The sequence below is a fragment of the Bacilli bacterium genome (assembly GCA_036381315.1).
Classification (GTDB): Bacteria; Bacillota; Bacilli; order Paenibacillales; family KCTC-25726; genus DASVDB01.
The window spans coordinates 1-18,981 of record DASVDB010000021.1 but is presented as its reverse complement, the minus strand read 5'-3'; the positions used below and the strand labels follow the sequence as shown (position 1 = coordinate 18,981).

At 50.8% G+C, this 18,981-nt stretch carries 24 protein-coding genes and 1 pseudogene; 11 read left to right on the top strand and 14 right to left on the bottom strand.

Going from position 1 to position 18,981, the window contains the following annotated elements; genetic code table 11:
• The 5 genes from VF260_01695 to VF260_01675 form a co-directional block, all read left to right on the top strand.
• Window positions 1–350 (top strand): spore germination protein (locus tag VF260_01695; GenBank protein HEX7055895.1); only part of this gene is annotated, 350 nt, incomplete at its 5' end.
• Between the two features lie 7 nt (window positions 351–357).
• Entirely contained in the window at window positions 358–1,512 is a 1,155-nt protein-coding gene (locus VF260_01690; protein HEX7055894.1) for a Ger(x)C family spore germination protein, read from the top strand.
• 34 nt (window positions 1,513–1,546) lie between these two features.
• Complete coding sequence (locus tag VF260_01685; GenBank protein HEX7055893.1) at window positions 1,547–2,614, top strand: GerAB/ArcD/ProY family transporter; 1,068 nt, start codon at window positions 1,547–1,549, stop codon at window positions 2,612–2,614.
• Between the two features lie 70 nt (window positions 2,615–2,684).
• The gene (locus tag VF260_01680) at window positions 2,685–3,659 is read left to right on the top strand and encodes a peptidoglycan DD-metalloendopeptidase family protein (protein ID HEX7055892.1); all 975 of its coding nucleotides are present in this window, start codon (window positions 2,685–2,687) and stop codon (window positions 3,657–3,659) included.
• 23 nt (window positions 3,660–3,682) lie between these two features.
• Window positions 3,683–4,126, top strand: coding sequence for a polymer-forming cytoskeletal protein (locus VF260_01675; GenBank protein ID HEX7055891.1), 444 nt, complete (start codon window positions 3,683–3,685; stop codon window positions 4,124–4,126).
• A gap of 14 nt (window positions 4,127–4,140) precedes the next feature.
• Here the strand turns inward: VF260_01675 and VF260_01670 are convergent, their stop codons facing one another.
• The 5 genes from VF260_01670 to VF260_01650 form a co-directional block, all read right to left on the bottom strand.
• Window positions 4,141–4,497 (bottom strand): spore germination protein GerPE, encoded by a 357-nt coding sequence (locus VF260_01670; GenBank protein HEX7055890.1) that lies wholly within the window; start codon window positions 4,495–4,497, stop codon window positions 4,141–4,143.
• A 14-nt stretch (window positions 4,498–4,511) separates the two neighbouring features.
• Window positions 4,512–4,688 carry a spore gernimation protein GerPD gene (locus VF260_01665; GenBank protein HEX7055889.1) on the bottom strand — a complete coding sequence of 59 codons (177 nt, stop codon included), beginning with the start codon at window positions 4,686–4,688 and terminating at the stop codon, window positions 4,512–4,514.
• The gene (gene gerPC, locus VF260_01660) at window positions 4,685–5,320 is read right to left on the bottom strand and encodes a spore germination protein GerPC (protein HEX7055888.1); all 636 of its coding nucleotides are present in this window, start codon (window positions 5,318–5,320) and stop codon (window positions 4,685–4,687) included. The genes VF260_01665 and gerPC overlap by 4 nt, the downstream gene beginning before the upstream one ends.
• A 100-nt stretch (window positions 5,321–5,420) precedes the next feature.
• Window positions 5,421–5,660: a spore germination protein GerPB gene (locus VF260_01655; GenBank protein ID HEX7055887.1), complete on the bottom strand. Its 240-nt coding sequence runs from the start codon at window positions 5,658–5,660 to the stop codon at window positions 5,421–5,423.
• Window positions 5,657–5,884 carry a spore germination protein gene (locus VF260_01650; GenBank protein HEX7055886.1) on the bottom strand — a complete coding sequence of 76 codons (228 nt, stop codon included), beginning with the start codon at window positions 5,882–5,884 and terminating at the stop codon, window positions 5,657–5,659. The genes VF260_01655 and VF260_01650 overlap by 4 nt, the downstream gene beginning before the upstream one ends.
• On the opposite strand from VF260_01650, the gene VF260_01645 reads away from it, so the two are divergent.
• Both VF260_01645 and VF260_01640 read left to right on the top strand, forming a co-directional pair.
• Window positions 5,825–6,505 carry an Hsp20/alpha crystallin family protein gene (locus tag VF260_01645; protein HEX7055885.1) on the top strand — a complete coding sequence of 227 codons (681 nt, stop codon included), beginning with the start codon at window positions 5,825–5,827 and terminating at the stop codon, window positions 6,503–6,505. The two genes, VF260_01650 and VF260_01645, sit on opposite strands and share 60 nt — an antisense overlap.
• 30 nt (window positions 6,506–6,535) lie before the next feature.
• On the top strand, window positions 6,536–7,252 hold the full coding sequence (locus VF260_01640) for a nucleotidyltransferase domain-containing protein (GenBank protein HEX7055884.1): 717 nt from the start codon (window positions 6,536–6,538) through the stop codon (window positions 7,250–7,252).
• Window positions 7,253–7,298: 46 nt separating this feature from the next.
• On the opposite strand, the gene VF260_01635 is transcribed toward VF260_01640, so the two are convergent.
• Complete coding sequence (locus VF260_01635) at window positions 7,299–8,018, bottom strand: methyltransferase domain-containing protein (GenBank protein ID HEX7055883.1); 720 nt, start codon at window positions 8,016–8,018, stop codon at window positions 7,299–7,301.
• Between the two features lie 141 nt (window positions 8,019–8,159).
• Between VF260_01635 and VF260_01630 the strand changes: the two genes are divergently transcribed.
• Window positions 8,160–8,456, top strand: a complete 297-nt coding sequence (locus tag VF260_01630; GenBank protein HEX7055882.1) for a hypothetical protein — start codon at window positions 8,160–8,162, stop codon at window positions 8,454–8,456.
• Between the two features lie 90 nt (window positions 8,457–8,546).
• On the opposite strand, the pseudogene VF260_01625 reads toward VF260_01630, so the two are convergent.
• Window positions 8,547–8,663: pseudogene (locus tag VF260_01625) on the bottom strand (nucleotidyltransferase substrate binding protein).
• 213 nt (window positions 8,664–8,876) lie between these two features.
• Between VF260_01625 and VF260_01620 the strand changes: the two are divergent.
• Window positions 8,877–10,043, top strand: coding sequence for a glycosyltransferase (locus VF260_01620; GenBank protein HEX7055881.1), 1,167 nt, complete (start codon window positions 8,877–8,879; stop codon window positions 10,041–10,043).
• Here the strand turns inward: VF260_01620 and VF260_01615 are convergent.
• Window positions 10,040–10,627, bottom strand: a complete 588-nt coding sequence (locus tag VF260_01615) for a guanylate kinase (protein ID HEX7055880.1) — start codon at window positions 10,625–10,627, stop codon at window positions 10,040–10,042. The genes VF260_01620 and VF260_01615 overlap by 4 nt on opposite strands.
• Before the next feature lie 124 nt (window positions 10,628–10,751).
• On the opposite strand from VF260_01615, the gene VF260_01610 reads away from it, so the two are divergent.
• On the top strand, window positions 10,752–11,483 hold the full coding sequence (locus VF260_01610) for a TIGR02206 family membrane protein (GenBank protein ID HEX7055879.1): 732 nt from the start codon (window positions 10,752–10,754) through the stop codon (window positions 11,481–11,483).
• A 482-nt stretch (window positions 11,484–11,965) separates the two neighbouring features.
• On the opposite strand, the gene VF260_01605 is transcribed toward VF260_01610, so the two are convergent.
• From VF260_01605 to VF260_01580, 6 genes are all read right to left on the bottom strand, one after another.
• Window positions 11,966–12,310, bottom strand: a complete 345-nt coding sequence (locus VF260_01605) for a hypothetical protein (protein ID HEX7055878.1) — start codon at window positions 12,308–12,310, stop codon at window positions 11,966–11,968.
• A 60-nt stretch (window positions 12,311–12,370) separates the two neighbouring features.
• The gene (locus VF260_01600) at window positions 12,371–12,604 is read right to left on the bottom strand and encodes a DUF2249 domain-containing protein (GenBank protein HEX7055877.1); all 234 of its coding nucleotides are present in this window, start codon (window positions 12,602–12,604) and stop codon (window positions 12,371–12,373) included.
• 114 nt (window positions 12,605–12,718) lie between these two features.
• Entirely contained in the window at window positions 12,719–13,192 is a 474-nt protein-coding gene (locus VF260_01595; protein HEX7055876.1) for a DUF3939 domain-containing protein, read from the bottom strand.
• 205 nt (window positions 13,193–13,397) lie between these two features.
• Complete coding sequence (locus VF260_01590; GenBank protein ID HEX7055875.1) at window positions 13,398–13,913, bottom strand: DoxX family protein; 516 nt, start codon at window positions 13,911–13,913, stop codon at window positions 13,398–13,400.
• 202 nt (window positions 13,914–14,115) lie between these two features.
• Complete coding sequence (locus VF260_01585; GenBank protein ID HEX7055874.1) at window positions 14,116–15,453, bottom strand: extracellular solute-binding protein; 1,338 nt, start codon at window positions 15,451–15,453, stop codon at window positions 14,116–14,118.
• A 25-nt stretch (window positions 15,454–15,478) separates the two neighbouring features.
• Entirely contained in the window at window positions 15,479–18,175 is a 2,697-nt protein-coding gene (locus tag VF260_01580) for an EAL domain-containing protein (protein HEX7055873.1), read from the bottom strand.
• 271 nt (window positions 18,176–18,446) lie between these two features.
• Between VF260_01580 and VF260_01575 the strand changes: the two genes are divergently transcribed.
• On the top strand, window positions 18,447–18,981 hold a 535-nt coding region (locus VF260_01575; GenBank protein ID HEX7055872.1), incomplete at its 3' end, for an MFS transporter.

Here is an 18,981-nt window from a genome sequence, read left to right as displayed (position 1 = left end):
CGGCGGGATTTATCGGCGCGCCGACCGTTGTCATCGTTTCGATTTCCGCCATCTTTGCTTTTGTTATTACGCCGATTACCGAGGTTATTTCCATGCTGCGAATTTTATTGTTAATCCCGACTGTCGTCTTCGGCATTTTCGGCATTACGGTCGGCGCGCTCGTTGCGATCACGCACATGGTATCGATCACTTCGATGGGCGCCCCGTATATGGCGCCGATGTCGCCGACATACTTTGCCGATTGGAAAGACTTTATTATTCGCGGGCCGTTGCAATGGTTTCAAAACCGTCCGCGGAGCATTCCAAACCGGAAAAAGCGGCGTTTGCGCAACGCGCCAAGAAAGTGGTGAACAGAACATGCTCCGCAATATTGGCAAATTGGCGTGCATGATAGCGGTTATAGCGCTTGTGCCCGGCTGCTGGGACAACCTGGAGTTTAACCGCGGCGCGATGGTCATGGGGGCGGGGCTGGATCGCGGCGAACACGGCCTTTTGGAAGTCGGGGTCAACATTTTCACCGGCAGCGGCCAAAGCAGCAATCAATCGCAAACGGGAGGGGCGGCAGGCAGCCAAACCAACGCTTACATCTCAACTCGGGCGGATACCTTGGCTGCGGCAATCGAAAATATTACCCAAAGCATCAAACGCCAGTTGGTATTTACCCACGCGGAAGTATGGCTCTTTGGCGAAAAGCTGGCCCGCGCCAATTTTGTGCCGGTTGTCGCGGCGCTGCGCCGCGAGCAGATGATACGGCCCAGAAGTTATATTTTAATCACGGACACTTCGCCTGCCACTGTGTTAAAGTCCACCCCGATTTTTAAAGAAACCGTGTCTTCCGACATATTTGGGGCTGTAAACGACGTCCGGTACAGTCCGGCGTTCATTCCGGTCATGATTGAAGATTTTTTCGAGCAAATTGACGGCCCGGTGCAAAACGCGTTTTTGCCGGTAGTATCGATGCATGATGAGCAGGGCCAGCAAATTTCCGAAGTATCGGGCACAGCCGTAATTAAAAATAACAAGATGGTCGGCACGTTAAACGCGGATGAAACGTTCGGTTTATCGTGGTTGCTTAACCGCTTCCGCGGAGGCACCATATCTGTCCAGTCGCCATACGGCAAAAGTAAAATAAGCGTCGAACTGTTTGCCGGAAAAGCGAACATCAAGCCGGTCTTAAACCATCATGCGCTGCATGTGGATATCGCGATTCGCGCAAAAGCTTCGCTGTCCGATTTCCCGGACGCGGAACAGTTAACGGAAGCGCGCATCGAAGAATTGCAGGATGCCGTTTCTTCGCGCATTAAACAGCTGGTGGAGCGCTCGTTAAGCAAATTGCAAAAACAGTACCGCGCGGACATTACCGACATCGGCATCAAGATTTATCGGCGCTATCCCCAACAATGGCATGAGCTCAAGCGCGATTGGGACAGCATTTTTGCCGCCGCGACGGCAACTGTTTCCGTACAAACGATCATCAGCAACGCCGGAATGACCAACCGGTCGTTTCATTAAAAGGCACTGAATTCCCCGGGAAAGAAGGCGACATATGGTTGCTGCGATTGAAGTCTTTTATCTTCTCGTCATGACCCAATCCATTATGGTGCATGTCAATATCCTGCCGTTAATCTATTTGGCTGCCGGACGGGACGGCTGGATCTCCGCGCTTGTTTTCACGCTTTTAGGCATGTTGACCGTTTGGGCAATCTGCCGGTTGCGCATCGCTTTTTCCTCCGGATTTGACGATTTTATCGGCAAAATCGGCGGCAAGTTCACGCTCATTTTGCTGAAATGCGTCTTTATCGTCTATTTTCTGTTTTTATCCGCTTATTCGTTGGCGTCCTTGCTGGATTTGATCAAATACGTCTTTCTGCCGTTTACGCCGCTATGGGCGATAGCGCTCTACTTTATGCTTGCATGCGTATATCTCACCTACAAAGGTTATAAAAATATCGCTTTGGTTGCGGGCATGCTTGTCTATATCGCCATGTTCAGCGGCATTTTGATCAGCATTTTCGATATGTATGAAAAAAATTTTCGCAATCTGTTGCCTGTAATGGAGTTCGGCTTGCCGCCAATCATCCGGGGAATTTTTGTTTTGTGCAGCATTTGGGCGGAAATGCTGTTCCTGTTATTTATTCCGCTCGATATAAACAAGCGCAAAAGCTATGCGCGGGCCTGCCAGTTAGGTGTAATCGCCAATGGATTAACGGCGGTGCTGACGATTTCGGGTGTCGTGATGATTTTCGGGCTTGGCCAGACGAAACAACTGTATTTTCCTTCTTTGGAGATCGTCCGGTTGCTGACGCTGGGCTTTGTTGACCGTTTCGACGTATACGGCGAGGTATTGATGATTTTCGGCATTTTTATCCGCTGCGGGTTGTTTTTACGGGTGGCCCTTGACCAGATTTCTCCTCCGTCGCGCCGCATATTGCATTTCATTACCTTGTTGGCGCTGGGGGCGGCCGTGATGGTTGCGGGGATCTTGATGGCGCGAACCCACTTCATCTACATGCGTTATCTGCACCTGTATGTGTACGGCATTTTCATGTTAACCATTCCGGTTTTCCTGTATGGGCTTATGTTCTTCCGCAAACTCGCCGGACGAAACTCCTGAAACGTATATCCGCCAAACAACGGACATACGTATTAGTTAGCATCGGATTTTTCGCAAGAAGGAGTTTTCCATGATAAACCGCAAGCGCAGGCGAAACAAGCTCACCCTGGTCATGATTCGCGAAGCAAACAAGCCGGTCTGGCACAAAGACGTGGGCAAATGGACGCCCTGGGCGCTGTTCGCCTCCGTTTCAATCGCCGTCATTGCCGCATCGCTTTGGGTTTTCTCCATGCGCAGCCAATACAACCAGCATATCAGGCTTTTATCTTCACAAATTCAGCAGGAAAAAAAACAGCGGCAGGAAATAGTCGGTGAAAAGAATGAAATGATCGGGCAACTGCAAAATCAAATCGTCATGCTGGGCGAAGAAGCAAATGCGGTAAAAGCCAAACTGCAAGAAATCGAGCGGCTTGAGCAGGAACTTCGCAATTTATCGGGGCAATCGCAAAATCTTGGCGCGGATGCGCCAAAATCAGGGGCCGCCGCAACAGCCGAAGGCGGCGAATGGCACGATGTCACCGCCAGCGCCATGGAATCGTACTCCAACTCGATCAAGGATGAGTACGTCCGGCTGGATGAACAAATGCGCCAGCTATCGCAGGAACTTTCCGAACATAAAAAAGCGCTTGACGAACAGATCGCCTTGCAACGCGTGTCCCCATCCATCTGGCCGACCGTCTCCAGAATAGTAACCTCCGGTTACGGGGTAAGGCGCGATCCGTTCACCAACCAGCCCGGCTACCACAACGGCATCGATATCGGCGGCAATATCGGCGACCCCGTGATGGCTACCGCCGACGGCACAGTTGAATTTGTCGGGGCGGATAAAACGCATGGCAATTATATCATTATCGATCACGGGCAAGGGATTAAAACCGAATATTTGCATTTAAAGAGCATTCGCGCAAGAAAAGGGGAAAAAGTTGCAAAGGGCGAGACCATCGGCACACTCGGCAACACGGGGAGAAGCACGGGGCCGCATCTGCATTACCAGGTTATCAAATCCGGAGAAGATGTGAATCCGGAACATTATTTGCCCCATTAAAACATGAAAGGGAGAATTTTGCCATGATCGTAAAAAGAAAAAACAGGGTCAATCCCAATACAACCGAAACACTGATCGGAAAAGGCACCCTGGTTGACGGAAAATTGGTTTCGGAAGCAAGCCTCAGGATTGAAGGAAAATTTGTCGGCGACATTGTTTGCGACGGCGACGTAACCATCGGCGAAAACAGCTCCGTTCATTCCAATATCCAGGCCCGCAACGTCATCAACGCCGGGACTGTCCACGGCAGCATCGTCACCCGGGAAATGCTGCGCATCACCGCAACAGGCAAAGTGTTCGGCAGCATTCAGGTGCAGACGCTGCACATTCTGGAGGGCGGAATCTTCCACGGCACCAGCAAAATGGAGGAGCAAACGAAAGAAAAAAATGCGGCAATCGAGATTGCCAAACCCCTGGATAAAAAGCGCGACACGGCCAAAGTGGAAAAACTCGCTTCCGGGAATTAAGGGCCGCAAGCGCTTCAGTCCAAAACCCGGCGGGCATGCTTCACCCTGCTTTCCGGCCGGATCGTGTGCGTTGAGCCGATTTGCAAAATCGAAGCGGCGGATACCGCCAGCACATCCACCACATTGACATGAATGACCGGTTGCGTATGGCGCACGCGCAGCCGAACCGTTTCCTTATCCCTGAACCAAACCTCGGGCAAGCGGAAAATTTGCGGCGTAAATTCATTGATATCGCCAACATAAACCGGCTCGCGTTGATGCACCGCAACCGCGGAAATTTTCGGGTTCAGCACAAGATTATCGCCGATAAACAACACCGAATCCAGACCGACGTTGTTCACTTTTACCGCGTCAACCAGCGAAACACGCACAAAAACTCCTCCAGTCAATCGCCCAGGGAGGGCAATGGCACCACCGGCTCGATTACTTCCGGGAACGAGTCGAAGAACGAGGACAAGATGATTTCATTCGCATCGCCAATAAACAGCACGGATGAGCTGGAAACGCCGGCCGCCCGAATTTCGCCGACTTTCACTTCCCGATTGGTCACCTCAAGAATCATTCTTTCGCCTCCCGTTGCTGTCCGATTCGGACAAAATAGCGCCTTAAACCTTCTTCCACATCTTCTTTAATTCGCCGTGCGATCCACATCCGCAATTGGGCGGACTCCACTGATTTTCCGTATAACCGTTCCGCCTGCTCGGCATAGCGGGGGACACGTCCTTGCAATTGGCGCTTTACATCTTCCGTGATCATGCCATGAAAGCTGTTGTCCATTGCGATGCCGTGATGATCGGCCATGCGCCGAACCGTCGCGGGCAATTCATCGCGGGCATAGCGGTCTGTTTCCGCGCGGATGAGCGCGGCGGCATCATTTTCATCATTTGGAGCGGTTTGACCGCCATCGTGAGGATCGTCCGCCGCATTCCCCGGCGCCGCCAACTGCCCGATCTCGCCCGCGCCGCCCGGAGTTGACATGCCGACATTGAGCGTGCCCTCCAATTTTTCCACCTTAAGCTGGTCGAATTTATATTCTACTCTGCCGATCCGGGTTTCCTTTTGCTGCTTCAATGCCGTCAAATCCTGTTCCAACCTGTTCAGCGTGCGGGTGATCTCCGCCAATCTCTCTTCCTGCCAGGCAAAATGTTGGGCCATCCACTGCACCATGCGGAAAAATTCCTGAGCGTTCAGCATCACACGCACCTCCTGAAGCATTCCGATAGGAATGCGCTTCGTATGCATCCGACCACTAAACATCATATGCAGGAAATTTCCGTTCCAGCCCGAATCGCGATCAAGCAGTGATAGACGGCAGGGGAACAGCCGGTTCCAATTCCGTCTGGGCCGACGGAGCAACAAGTTCCGTTGTAACCCCCGGCTCGGCAAATATTCCCGGAACGTAGCCAGCGAAATTGAACGCGCGCGATAATCCGCTGATCTTTCCCGCAGTGCCGATTTGCAATACGGACGATTGGCTGATCGACTGAATTTGCAGTTGTTTGATCAAAATGTTTTGGTTTACGGTTATATTCACGGCAATCCCACCCTGGAAACACTGTCGTCAATCAGGTCGGTATCAAGCGTGCGCGTCGCGTTCAGCGCATTGTAATTTGTCGGGAAATCGCCCGTATTGAACGAGCCGGATCCCGCATACGTTTTTGAAGTGCTCATTGGGGATAAAAATATCGAGTCGCCGATATGCACAATGGAGCTTGGGCCAACCGCCAATATCTTGACATTTCCTACTATTGCGGGCATATCCGTCCCCCTCCGTTCGCCCATTATTATTTCTATGTCGCACGCCGGGCAGGGGTTACGCCCAAGCGGCGCGGCGCGCCGAATGCGCATCCAGTATCCATCGCCCGGATTTTTACATATAGTATGGTGAAGCTGTCAGGCGAGGTGTTGCAGATGAACCCGATCAACGACCAAATACGCGAGCAGTGGAAAACTTTCGAGAAGCTGTTCGGCGGCAAAGTGCCGTTTTTAAACAACGAACATGTCGAGAAAATGCTGAAAGACCCGCAGTGGATTGAAAAATATGTGCAGGATGTGCTCAAACGCGCTCTGCCCGGCGCGTCTTCGAACTTTTCGCTCACTTCCGGCATCGATCCGGAAGTATTCGAAACCCATCGGGCCGTCATCGTGCGCATCCCCATTCCCGACAAAACGGACGCTTCCAGGATCAAATTGCACGCGACCCGCTACCGGCTCCGCCTGGCCGGATTGGCTGAAGGCGATCCCGTCGACATCCGTTTGCCGGCGGCGGTTAACCCGCAATTATGCCGGGCGCATTACAAAAACGGCATTCTGGAGATCCGCATTTCCAAAGACAACCATGACGACGTGGAAAGACCGGTGCAGATTCACTTTGATTAATCGTTCATGGCAAGACGAGGGTGAGGGAGAATGAAACGGCGGCTTTCAGCGGAAATGGCGGCAACCCGGTTTATCGGCGATTACTTTCCCGGCTGCAATGCCGTGATTTGGGCGGGCAGTTGTGCGGCCGGCAAAGGTTCCAGCCACTCCGACATCGATTTGGTTATCATCGACGACACTTGCGAGCGCCCTTTTCGCCAATCCTATATGGCCTGGGGATGGCCGGTTGAAGTGTTCGTCATCACGAGCGATACGTACGAGGACTTGTTTGCCGCAAATCGCGAGGCCGGTACGGCGGCGCTGCAGCGCATGATTGCCGAAGGGCGCCTTTTAAAGGACAACGGCAGCGGCGCGCCGATCATCGCCGAAGCCAAACGCCAGGTCGCGCAAGGGCCCGCGCCCTGGTCCCTTGACGAAATGAACCGCTGCCGGTATGAAATCACCGAACTGCTGGAAGACTTGAAGGAACCATCCAACCGCGGCGAGCATTGCTTTACCGCCCTTTCATTGGCCGAAAAGGTGCCGATCTTTCTTTTGCGCGCCAATGAATGTTGGATTGGGGAAGGAAAATGGCTGTATAAAACGTTGCAACAATTTGCGCCCGAATTCGCCCGCGCATGGATGGACGCCATTCGGGACTGCATCGCAAACGGAAATGCGCAAGCCGTAACGAAACTTGCGGAACAAGCGCTTGAGCCTTACGGCGGCAAATTGTTTGCCGGGTACTATCAAGAAAGCGAATATTGACAGCCCGAAAGGGCGCTTTCCGTTCGAAAGAAAGCGCCCTTTTGTGCTATTTGCGGGCAATCATGAGCACATAACCGAAATATTCCGCGTACTGTTCCATAATTTCCGCGTACCGGTTCGCTGTTTTCCAAATTTCCGGATCCAAAAAAGCGTCGGGATCGACTTGCTGATTCAGATCGGGATGCTCCCATTCATCCAGGATGCTGTCCACCGGAAAAATGTCGTGCTCGCCAAACTCCACGTGCGAAAATCCCGCTTTTTCCAGCAATTCGCGCCAATCTTGCGCCCGCATCAGGCGCACGCCGTAAAAATCGTTTACCGCCTGTTCCACTTCCGCAGGGCAAGGTTTCCATTGCACCATTTCCCGATCATATAACTCGCCCCGGGACTTGAGCACCCGCCAATATTCGCCCGCCGCCCTGGCGGCATTCGTAAAAACGGAAACCGATTCGGCAATCACGACGTCGAAAGTTTGCGCGGGAAAAGGCAACGAACAGACATCCGCAACCAGAAAACGCGCGGCAACCCGCTCTTCTTCCGCTCTTTTTTGCGCTTTTGCAATCATATCGGGGCGAATGTCAACGCCCGTAACCCGCATGTTTTGTTTAGCCAAATAACAAGCGGTTCTGCCTGTACCGCAGCCGGCGTCCAGCACGTTCGCGCCCGGCGGCAACGGCCGCTCCGAAAATTGCTTGAGCGTTTTGGCGTATCCGCCCGGATGCGCGCTGCCCACCCCTAACCGTGCCAGCATTTCCAAATAGTCCAACGCGACCAAACCTCCCTGGGAAATGATTCATTTCATTTTATGGATGCGTGCGCCGAAACGTCCATACGCGCGGAAACATTCGCGAATACACATATGGAGACGGATATTGCAAGCCGCAAAGCCCACAGGAGGAAAATAAGCATGAACAGCCATTTGTCCATGGATGAAGAAAGCATTCGCCGGTATATTGGGCAGCAGATTTGTGTTGTGTTGTGCGATGAAACTTGTTTCAACGGGAAACTGAATTCACTTTGCGAGGGGGAACTGATTCTCCAAAACTTTGCGCAGGGCAAGGTGGAGCGCGCCAATGAAGCGGCGCCCGGATATTCCTGGATAACCAAAGGTATCGGGTTTTTGGCATCCATTCCGGTGGAAGCTGTCGCGGAAATATACGCGGCGGTTGAAACGCGGGAAATCATAAGGTCGGTTAGCGCATAGCAACACGATAGTCGGGCCCGCCTTCGTTCGGGCCTTTTTTTGTAATATGGGGATGCGGGAATAAGGATGCGTAACTACGGTGTGCGCCATCAGGTTTCGCTTTTGCAGCATGTCCAGCCAGAGGTCCCCATCGTCAATCAACTCATGCTTGAACGCTTCCTTAATTGTGTCTCGGGGAAATTTGACAGGAACTTCTCGATCCTCCACTCACGATCCGCCATTGCCCTCCGCCTTGGCATTATTTATTGTACCCTTCATTTGCCCGAGCGTCGACAGGCAAAAAACTGGACCAAGGTCCAGCAAAAAAATGATCGCTAGTCTGTTCTGCTTCGCGCCGACTTGGATTAATATAGAAATCGTAGTAAGCTTATAAGAAAAAGGATTGCACGCAAACGGGACGCATGCCGAGGTGGACAAAAGATGACGAATGTGAGCAGCAATGCAAAAATCTTGATTCTGACCGGCAATTACGGGGACGGCCACGTCCAGGCCGCTGTCGCCATTCGCGAGGCCGCCAAAGCGTATCGACCGGAGACGGAAGTTACAATTACAGATATTATGGAATGGGCGCATCCCCGGTTGAACGGAGTAAGCAGATTTCTCTATATACATGGGGTCAAAACGTTTCCGTCCGTATATGGATATCTTTTTCAGAAGACGCGCAAGCAGGGCTCTTTTTCCGACGCTCTCAAGAAAATCAAATTGCTCGATCTGGAAAAAACGCTCCACTACATTTACGAGGTTCATCCGTCGGTGGTCGTCAGCACATTTCCGGTCGCGGCGACGGCCATGGCGCTATTGAAAGAAAACGGCCTGTTGCGGGTGCCGACCGTTACGGTGATCACCGATCATACCGACCACAGCTACTGGCTGAACCCCGGTACCGACCGCTATATTGTTGGCTCGGAACGGGTGCGGGACGCCCTTATCGCCACCGGCATCCCCGCGGCCAGGATCTCCGCCACCGGCATCCCCGTGCGGTCGCCCTTCTGGTCGCCGCTGCAAAAAGAAGCCATGATGCGCAAATTCGGCTTTGATGGCGCGCAACCGATCGTGCTTGTCATGGGCGGAGGATACGGCCTGATCGGCAAAGAAATTGCCGACGTTGTCAAGAAAACGGCCGCCGCAAACGACGCCAAATTTATTATCGTCTGCGGACGGAATGAAAAACTGCAAAAAAAGCTTTCCGAGGAATTTTCGCTCTACCGCGACCAAGTGACGATCACCGGTTATGTCAATAACATTCACGAGCTGATGGCGGCGTCCGACCTGATCATCACCAAGCCGGGAGGATTAACGACCGCCGAAGCGGCGGCAATGGAGCGGCCGCTGTTGTTGACGGGAACATTGCCGGGGCAAGAACAGGACAACGCCGACTTTTTATGCCAAGCCGGCATTGCGGTCCATGCGGATGATACGGCGGAATTCGCCGCTCATCTTGCCAATTTGTTGCATAATCCCGGGCAATTGGCGGAAATGAAAAGCTGTGCGGGAAAACTGGGGATGAAACGATCGGCATTGCGGGCGTTGCGCGCCATTCTCGACACAGCCAGCTGCCCCGATTTCGACAAAGCGATCAATCATTAATCTTTATCAATCAAATTCCTGTTCATATATGCTTCCAGCGTATTGGACACCGCAAACACGGTATGCGCCAGATCCGCGTTCTCAAACGCATGCCGGCATTGCGGCATGTAACTCATCGCTTCTTCATAATGATCCGCATGGCGCTGAATGGTCGCTTCGTCCGCTCCGGCATTTTTTTGCCGCTCAAGGATTGTTTTCTTGTCAATGTAGATAAAAATGCGCGTTACTTTGTCTCCGTACAATTGTTTCAGCGTATGGGCGCCCTTGGTGTTGATGATCAGGTAAATGAAATCGTGTTCTTTAAACATCTCCTCGACATCGCTGTTTTTGATCCCGTATTTGTTGCCGTCGATTTCGATGCTTTCCAGAAATTCGCCTTTTTGTTCCGCCTCATCAAACTCTTTACGCGCAATAAACCAATAATCCTGGCCATGCACTTCCGAATCTCTGCGGGGACGCGTCGTATACGATAAAACTTTGGGCAGTCCCAATGTCGTGCCTACCATATCGCCCACCGTTTTCCTCCCTGACCCGTCCGGACCGGTAAAGACAAAAATCATTTCCTTTTCCCTCAACTGATACACGCGTGACACCTCCTTCGGTTTTTAAATTTTTGCGCCAAAAAATGAATTGCGCCCTGTCGCAAGTCTATATAAACTATATGATAGCAGAGATTTCCCCTCGAATAAACCTATTCGGAGGAATAACATGGGCGATTTGTTCCGTTACGATCACAACTTGCTACCTTTTACGTTTTTTTCCAGAACGCATAACAGCGCTTTGCTCACGATTCTCGTTTTAATAGCCGTCCTTTATTTCAGCCGCCATGCCCTGCAGGAAAAAAGAGCGTTCGACATCGTACGGTTTTCGCTGGCAGGCATCCTGATCGCTTTTGAAATCGCGCTTTACGTTTGGTATTTCGCTTTTGACGAATGGTCGCTGGACGCTTCCCTGCCTTTTCAGCTTTGCAGTTTTACGATGATATTATCGATCATCATGCTGCTCACCAAGAGCTACACGCTTTATGAATTCACTTATTTTGCCGGAATCGGCGGTGCCGTTCAGGCATTGGTCACGCCGTCGGCTATTCTTTCCGATTTCCCCCACTTTACGTACTATTATTTTTTTATCGCGCACGGCGGAATCGTGATTAGCTGCTTATTGATGACATGGGCCAACCATTATCGCCCGACATTCAAGTCCATTTGGAAAACATGGCTGTTCCTTAATATCTATATGTTGTTTATCGTTTTTGTCAACAAGTGGACAAACGGCAACTACTTATTTATTGTGCACAAACCCGAGTTGCCTTCGCTTTTGGACTATCTCGGGCCGTGGCCGTGGTATATCGTCTCGATGGAACTAATCGGCATCGTCACCTTTCTCTTGCTTTATTTCCCGTTCGCCATTCTCGATTGGCGGAAAAAAGCGGGGAAGTAACCCGTTACGATGACGAAAGTTTGGCTTGGAAACCCGGTCGGTTCGCCAGCTTGCCACCGGTGGAAGTGGGCTTTCCGGTCTAACGGACATATGGTAGTGGACTTTCTGATCAAACAGGCGTATGGTAGTGGGCTTTCTGATCAAACGGACGTGTTGGTGGGCTTTCCGGTCTAGTGGACGTGACAGAGGCTATTTCGGGTTTTACGCCCGGTTTTCCAGTTTAAACGGACGTAGGCGCGCTTATTTTAGCACTTTGTGCGGAATTCAGGCAAAAATAAGGCGAATAGCCGCGGTGGCGTTCGTTAAAATTTTTAAACAGCCTTTTTTCGGCAAATAGCCTCTGCGGCGTCCGTTAGCGCTGTGCAGAGAAGAATAGGTATGTTTAGGGGGCTTACGAGGGGCCCAACAATTTTAAGGCATAGCCGAATACCAACGACTATGCCGAATTGAACTTTTATCAAAATTGCAGGGTGCAGAGCCGATCAGCCTGTTTGCACGGCATCTTGCGGTTGCGATTTCTTCGCTTCCTCATACAGTGCGGCCATGCCGCCGTACAGCACGTAGAAAAACGCCGGCGGGGCATCCATCGAAAACGATGTGTATTCACGCGGGTTGGCGCCCAGCATATACTCGAACAAGGCGGCGCTGTCGTATGCATAGAAACAGAAAAACGTATATTCGAACGCCGGCATTTTTTCATAGATCGTGATGATGTCGTGCGCATAGCGCGGCACATCGCGCCTGGCCTCGGCAATCATCTTGAGTGCGTCGGGAACGTCGGCGATGATTTTAATGGTGCTTTCATTCAGCACTTTAATTTCCGCCACGATTATTCACCTCATTTTCCCGTTTTGTCGTCCGGCTCCATTGCGAATCAAAGACAAAAATTATACGCGGCCGATTTTGATGCGAAATACTTCCGGTCCTTTTTCCAGGTACTCCCATGTAAAATGGTCCGGATATTGATCCTCGAATTGAAATTTCAACGGGCGCGGATCGTGGTCATTGATAATTTCCATCGCTTCGCCCGCTTGCAAACCGCTGAAAGTTTCGAAAATGACTTTGTGTTTGAGATGCGGCGGATATTCCGTCACTTTTACCGTCGCCTTAACGTCGCTCATTTTATTTCCTCCTTAATTTTTTTCATTATGATTATAGGCAGGAATGGCCTGAGGGATTGTGATACTAATCACACTTAATTGATCAGTGTTTCCAATTCTGCGCCGTTTAGACAATTATTCCTGGGGACGATGCGAGATCAAATTTTCCTCCGTGGTCAAATACATCGGAATCGGCGGCTTTTCTTTCAGGTAAAATGCGGCGATCAACGCGTCATAATTGATTTTGCGCTGCAAATTTCCGGAAATGACAGGCGGCTTGCCTTTGTCCTCGATATATCGATCCACGGCCTCCTGAACGAGATCCAGATAGTACGGGATCATTTTGTCCGCTTCCGCAAATATTTCGTATGTATGTTTTGACATATAAAAATCTTGTTCCGGAATGGCCTGCAAATAAGGAGCAAGCATCCGTGTGTCCAGGCGGTTGCCCTCCTGAATCAAGACGGTTCTGTGGATGCCTTTTGCAAGATTTGCCTCAAATTTGCGAACGGCTTGTTTTATTTGCTCCAGATCAACTTTGGCCACCGGATACGACGATTCCTGTCCGGCCTCAAGCTCCGGCTTTTTTTTCCGCCGCAAAAACCACACAGGCCGCATCCCCTTTCATACAGCGTATCTTTATACAACAGTATACGGGATGAATCCGCCAAATAGCAACGCGCCTAATGCCAAAACTTTGGCAAAAACGGCTTGTTTTGCTGCAAAAGCTCTTTAACGCTTTGCGGTTCCAACCGCAAGAGGGAACCTGCCTGCCGGCAAGTCCCCTCTTGCGATTCCGTCGCTATCGTCTGATTCAATGCGCTTTTGTTTCCAGCTCCCTGGCAAATGTTTTGCCCGTATACTTTTTGAGGTAAGGCAGCACGTAATAGTCAAGTCCGAATTTCCCGGCGTTTGCTCCGGCAACCAGGACGAAGATGGCGAGCAAAACCATTTGCGTGTTGGTGCTGGTCGATCCCGAGAACAGGAAGGCGAAGTTCATGATGATTCCCATCAATGCGGCGAATGTTGTGAAAATGCCTGCGATCATCGCGATCCCGACCAGAAGTTCGCCCCAGGGAATGAGGAAGTTAAAAAATCCGGCATTCGGAATGGCAAATCCGTTCAGGAAGTCCGCCCACCAACCAGGCACCGCGGGATGCTCGCCGACCGCCTTTTTCGCCGCTCCTACCAGAAAGCCGCGCGCATCAAACGGCTCCGGGCCCGCCAGCTTTTCCCATCCGGCTTTCAGGAATTCCCACCCGAGATAAATTCTGAATAATGCCAGGACACCAGCCGCATAAACATTTTTCCGCAAGAAGTTGACAAACATCTTTCTCATCTCCATTCGATTTTTGCTTCCTTTTGTTCAGGAACTTTTCTTGGTTTCATTGTATGTTCATGTGAACTTATTCACAATACCTTTTGGCCTTCGTTCAAAATTCCTTAAAGAAGTTGTGAATCATTTGTTACAACGTGAATGTTTTCACAATCTGCTATTGACAACCATTGTTTGCTTGTTTCCGGCTTTTTCGTCAGCGGTTTTGGCCGTGCAAATAGTTGCGTATCTGATCGATCTTGTCCGCGAATTTGGCGGTCACTTGCGATTGCACATCATGAATGGCCGTCTTTGTGTCCAGTCCGCTAAATATGTGCTCGCTCATCGTTTTTTTCCAAAACGCTTCTGCCTCTTGATCCAGAGGAGTGGCAACGCGCGCGGGCATGTTGTCGACCGCTTGCTGCAAAATGACGCCGGCGGGCTGATCGCCCAGAAAAGGATGCGGCCGCTTGAGATCATTTTCATCATGCTGCAGTTGAAGATTGCCCGGAATGGTTACGAGCGATTCGCTTTTCGTGTTGAATTGCGTTTCGATAAAATCCCAGGCCAGCTCTTTATGCCGGCTGGTAGAGGAAATCGCGAGCAACGTGCTGCCCCAGTTGCCGTATTGGCCAAAAGGCGCAAAGGTCACCCGCCACAGCCCGCTTGTTTCCGGTGCCCATGCCTTAAGTTGCTCTTCGCCCCACGAGCCCATGTAGACCATGGCGAATTTGCCCTCGCTCACCGCTTTGTTTCCATCCTGATTCCAAATATTGATTCGCGAGTCGAGCCCCAGCCGATTAATGTTTCGGGAAATGTTCAATGCGCGGGCAAACACGTCGTTGTCGCGCTGATAATTCAGATTGCGGTCAAACAAACCATGAGCGAGCGCAAACAAGTCCATCGGCTCCGTGTCCCATTGGTCGATATAAATGCCGTGTTTTTTCAATTCCTTGCCCATACCGAGCCAATTCTCTTCATGTGCGATATAATTCCCGAGTTCAACAGGATTGGTTGGAAATCCGTACTTCGCAAGAATATCCGCACGGTAAAAGGTTACGGCCGGAGCAAGCCCCACCGGCATGGCAAGCAGTTTTTTGCCGTCAATAGACAAAGCGCTTTCCCATATCGCGTCTGCGATTTGCTTGCGGTATTTCCCGGCGGAAAAAGGCGGGGTAAGCGTATCCTGCAGCAAATCGTTCCCGCTGAATGCGCCTAAAAAACTGTTGTCCAGATAAAACAGATCGGGTGAATTTCCGGCGGTGAAGGATTGTATGTACGCTTTAAGCGCATCTTCGAAAGCAAATGTTTTCGTATGTATTTTCACGTCCGGATGCGCTTCCGCGAATTTGTCAAGAAACGTCTTGTCCAGATCAAAAAACGACCAGATCGTAAGCTCCGGATGATCGCCCGCGGCGTTTGCCTGCGCATCCGGTTCCGTGGAATCGCCGGACAAAAGGAGCGGGAGCGAACTTGGCTTTTCTTCCTGGTAGCATCCCGCCAAAAGTGCTAAAAAAATAGCGCATATTGCAATAAAAGCCGCAAATTTTCTCATCGTGTAACACTCCTTTTATTGCACTTTAACGCATCTTCTTGTGATCTCGCGGAAATTGTCCGTAAGCGTATTCGAAATGCCGCTTAAGAAGTTTCGCAAATCCTTCCGCCGACAACGGTTTGCTCATTAAAAAACCTTGCAGTTGATCGCAACGAAGACCGATCAAATATTCCTTTTCAGCCAACGTTTCAAGGCCTTCCGCAACGACGATCAGTCCCATGGAATGCGCCATCTCGATAACCGCTTTGACGATCGCGGCGTTATGGCGTTCTGTGGAAATATTGCGGATGAACGATTGGTCGATTTTCAGTTCATAGATGGGCAAATGCTTCAACTGGTTCAACGAGGAGTATCCGGTTCCAAAATCGTCAATGGAAAGGCGAATGCCCATTTTATGCAGCTTGTTGATGACATCCACCACATAGTTCATGTCGTGGATAAAAAACCCTTCCGTGATTTCGAGCTGCAAGTATTTTGCCTTTAATCTCGTCTCTTTCAAAATGCGGGAAATTTTGCCGACAAAATCCGGTTCATACAATTGTCTGGCCGAAATGTTTACGGCGACGCAAAGATTGTGAAAGCCTATGTCATGCCAGGTTTTGTTTTGCCTGCACACCGTGCGGATGACCCATTCCCCGATTTGATTGATCAGGCCCGTTTCCTCAGCCAGCGGAACGAATACGGCGGGAGATATGAAGCCCTTTTCCGGATGATTCCAGCGCAGCAAAGCTTCCGCACCGACGATTTCATCGGTCAGGCTGTCATACTTCGGCTGGTAATACAATTCGAACTGTTCCAGTTCCAGCGCTTTTCGCAAGCTGGTTTCCAACGTCATGCGATCGGAAATAATCCGGTTCATGCTCGCGTCAAAAAATCGAATGTTGTTGCCGCCTTTTTCCTTGGCGGCGTACATGGCCGTGTCGGCGTTTTTCACAATCGTGTCGCTGTCGCCGCCGTCTTCGGGGAACATGCTGATTCCGACGCTGGCCGTAACAAAAATCTCCTGGCCATAAAGGAAAATCGAACGGGCAAACCTTGCCAATACCTCATTGGCAAAGTTGTGAGCGGCGTCAACCGTAGCATTTTTCATCAGCGCGACAAATTCGTCGCCGCCCAGTCGGAATACTTGCACATTGGTTTGCGACAGCGGCTGCAATTTGCTTGCCATAATTTGCAAAAGCCGGTCGCCCGCCGCGTGCCCCATCGTATCGTTAATTTTTTTGAACTGGTCCAAATCAAGAAACAGGACGGCAACGCTTGTATCGGACTCCCTGGCTTCCTTGAGCGCTTTATTCAAATTTTTCGTAAACAGCAATCGATTCGGCAAGCCTGTCAACGCGTCGTAGTAAGCCAAAAAGTGCAGCCGTTCTTCCGATATTTGCAATTGCGCGGTTTTAATCTTTAACTTTTCGGTCATTTGCTTTGTATGATTAAACATTTGCACGAGGTTTTCCGCCATGAGCCGAAAATTGACGATCAGCGCGGAAATCTCCAGAATTTGGCTGCGCGGCCATTCGAGCATCGCGTTCCCCGCCAATTTGAACGGCAGTCCCGTAGTCGTTTGCGCCAAATTGGAGAGAGACTTAACGAGCGTCGCATTGACCAGATAAGCCAACAATCCGGCCAAAAAGATGCACAGCAAAACCGTCACATAGTAGTGGTACAGGCTGATCGTGATGTCCGCCAGGTAAGTTGCCACCGGAACGAGCGCAACGACGTTTATGTTATAGTTTTTCATCTCGCCTATATTGACCAGCAATCCTTCCCGCCAACGGTCCATGGAATAGGGAAATTCCCTGCTGCCGGGAAGCCACAGGTAAAAATGATCGTCCAGACGCTTAAATGTGCCGCTCTTTGCCCAAATATTTTGCGATTCCTTTAACGGTTTTGCGTCCACGCTCATGATTTCATGGCCGCCGTCGTCCGCGACAATCATGTTTGTGTCGTCCGTCGCGTTGCGCAATAGCAATTCTTTTAAACTTCCCAGTTGAATGACATTGCGAAACCGCAAGCCCTCTTTTTCCGCCATTGGCCAATCGTTGATTTCCTCGGCAATATTGTCGGTTTTCGCGGCAAGCATGGCGTGCGCATTATGAAAAATCGTTTTTTCATTGTAATTGTAATTAAACAGCATCGTCAGAAAAAACGGGCCGATGACCGCCAGCACTGTCAAATGGACCAAAATGCGGACAAGCCGCGTATTTGCCGCCGTTTTCCCCAACAACACCTTTCTCCAGGGCATATAGGTTAGCATGATATCCGCCGCAAGCGCGTTGAACAGGCCATTCACCAGCACATGCATGAAAAACACGTACCCGATAAGCGCAACATGCCGGTGGTGCCAATAATAGATCAGCGCCAAAAACGGCACGCCGACCACAAGCCAATAAAGCAAGGCCCATAAGACAACGCGCCGTCTGTCGCGAAAACAAACGATCCCGATAAAAAAAGCTTCGGCCGCGGCCGCCGCCGCATAACCCGGAATGGCATAAAAGGCGGGCGAGACGATCGCCGCAAGGACCGCCGCGGCAGCCCCCCAGACCGGCCCGAACAAGACGGCAACGACCAGGTGAAAGATGCTGCCGAAAAACAGTTCGATGCCAAAGCTGAACGGCAAAACAAAGAGATTGCCCAGGCAGCCCAACCCGGCAAGGCAAAGCAAAAACAATAAGTTTTTCCACGAACGAAAAGGGAAAAGCAAATTTTTCGCCAAATCGCGCATTTTGCAATTTCTCCTCAATTAGCCGCCGCTTCTTGTTGTTCAAAAGCAAACAGTTGTAACAATCAAGAGATAACAGTTATAATGGCATCGAATCCGATTTCCAAGCTTCCTTAGCTATTTCGACGTATTTTGGCAAAATCCTTTTTTTTCCTTGGGTCCAATTGCCTACATCCATTGATTCCGGAGGAGCAGTAAAGTGAAGATAAGTCAGCAAAATGGAGCCGGCCGACCCGCGCGCCGAACGAAGCGGCCGTTTGTATTGGCGGCGGTGATGCTGTCCATGTTTATGTCGGCGGTTGAAGCAACGATTGTGGCTACCGCCATGCCGAGCATTGTCGCCGATCTGGGCGGTTTCAAGTTGTTTAGTTGGGTATTCTCCGCGTTTTTGTTGATGCAAGCGATCACCATCCCGATTTACGGCAAACTGGCCGATTTGTTCGGGCGAAAACCGGTGTTGATTTTCGGCATTGTTGTTTTTTTAATCGGTTCGGTCTTATGCGGATTTGCCGCAAATATGAACCTTCTGATTCTGTACCGGTTGATTCAAGGCTTGGGCGCGGGAGCGGTGCAGCCGATCGCCACGACGATTGTCGGCGATATCTATACAATTGAAGAACGGGGAAAAATTCAGGGCTACCTAAGCAGTGTATGGGGCATTTCCTCCATAGTCGGTCCGGCAATCGGCGGTTTTTTCGTCGAATATTGGCATTGGTCGTGGGTGTTCTGGATCAATGTTCCGCTCGGGATTTTCGCCATCATCGGACTGATTTTGTTTTTGCATGAACAGATCGAAAAAAAGCGGCATC

Excerpts from the sequence above, each read along its gene's own strand:
- VF260_01690 (HEX7055894.1), top strand. The coding sequence starts at position 358 with ATGCTCCGCAATATTGGCAAATTGGCGTGCATGATAGCGGTTATAGCG.
- VF260_01685 (HEX7055893.1), top strand. The coding sequence starts at position 1,547 with ATGGTTGCTGCGATTGAAGTCTTTTATCTTCTCGTCATGACCCAATCC.
- VF260_01680 (HEX7055892.1), top strand. The coding sequence starts at position 2,685 with ATGATAAACCGCAAGCGCAGGCGAAACAAGCTCACCCTGGTCATGATT.
- VF260_01675 (HEX7055891.1), top strand. The coding sequence starts at position 3,683 with ATGATCGTAAAAAGAAAAAACAGGGTCAATCCCAATACAACCGAAACA.
- VF260_01665 (HEX7055889.1), bottom strand. The coding sequence starts at position 4,688 with ATGATTCTTGAGGTGACCAATCGGGAAGTGAAAGTCGGCGAAATTCGG.
- gerPC (HEX7055888.1), bottom strand. The coding sequence starts at position 5,320 with ATGCTGAACGCTCAGGAATTTTTCCGCATGGTGCAGTGGATGGCCCAA.
- VF260_01645 (HEX7055885.1), top strand. The coding sequence starts at position 5,825 with ATGCACAATGGAGCTTGGGCCAACCGCCAATATCTTGACATTTCCTAC.
- VF260_01650 (HEX7055886.1), bottom strand. The coding sequence starts at position 5,884 with ATGCCCGCAATAGTAGGAAATGTCAAGATATTGGCGGTTGGCCCAAGC.
- VF260_01640 (HEX7055884.1), top strand. The coding sequence starts at position 6,536 with ATGAAACGGCGGCTTTCAGCGGAAATGGCGGCAACCCGGTTTATCGGC.
- VF260_01630 (HEX7055882.1), top strand. The coding sequence starts at position 8,160 with ATGAACAGCCATTTGTCCATGGATGAAGAAAGCATTCGCCGGTATATT.
- VF260_01620 (HEX7055881.1), top strand. The coding sequence starts at position 8,877 with ATGACGAATGTGAGCAGCAATGCAAAAATCTTGATTCTGACCGGCAAT.
- VF260_01610 (HEX7055879.1), top strand. The coding sequence starts at position 10,752 with ATGGGCGATTTGTTCCGTTACGATCACAACTTGCTACCTTTTACGTTT.
- VF260_01600 (HEX7055877.1), bottom strand. The coding sequence starts at position 12,604 with ATGAGCGACGTTAAGGCGACGGTAAAAGTGACGGAATATCCGCCGCAT.
- VF260_01590 (HEX7055875.1), bottom strand. The coding sequence starts at position 13,913 with ATGTTTGTCAACTTCTTGCGGAAAAATGTTTATGCGGCTGGTGTCCTG.
- VF260_01585 (HEX7055874.1), bottom strand. The coding sequence starts at position 15,453 with ATGAGAAAATTTGCGGCTTTTATTGCAATATGCGCTATTTTTTTAGCA.
- VF260_01580 (HEX7055873.1), bottom strand. The coding sequence starts at position 18,175 with ATGCGCGATTTGGCGAAAAATTTGCTTTTCCCTTTTCGTTCGTGGAAA.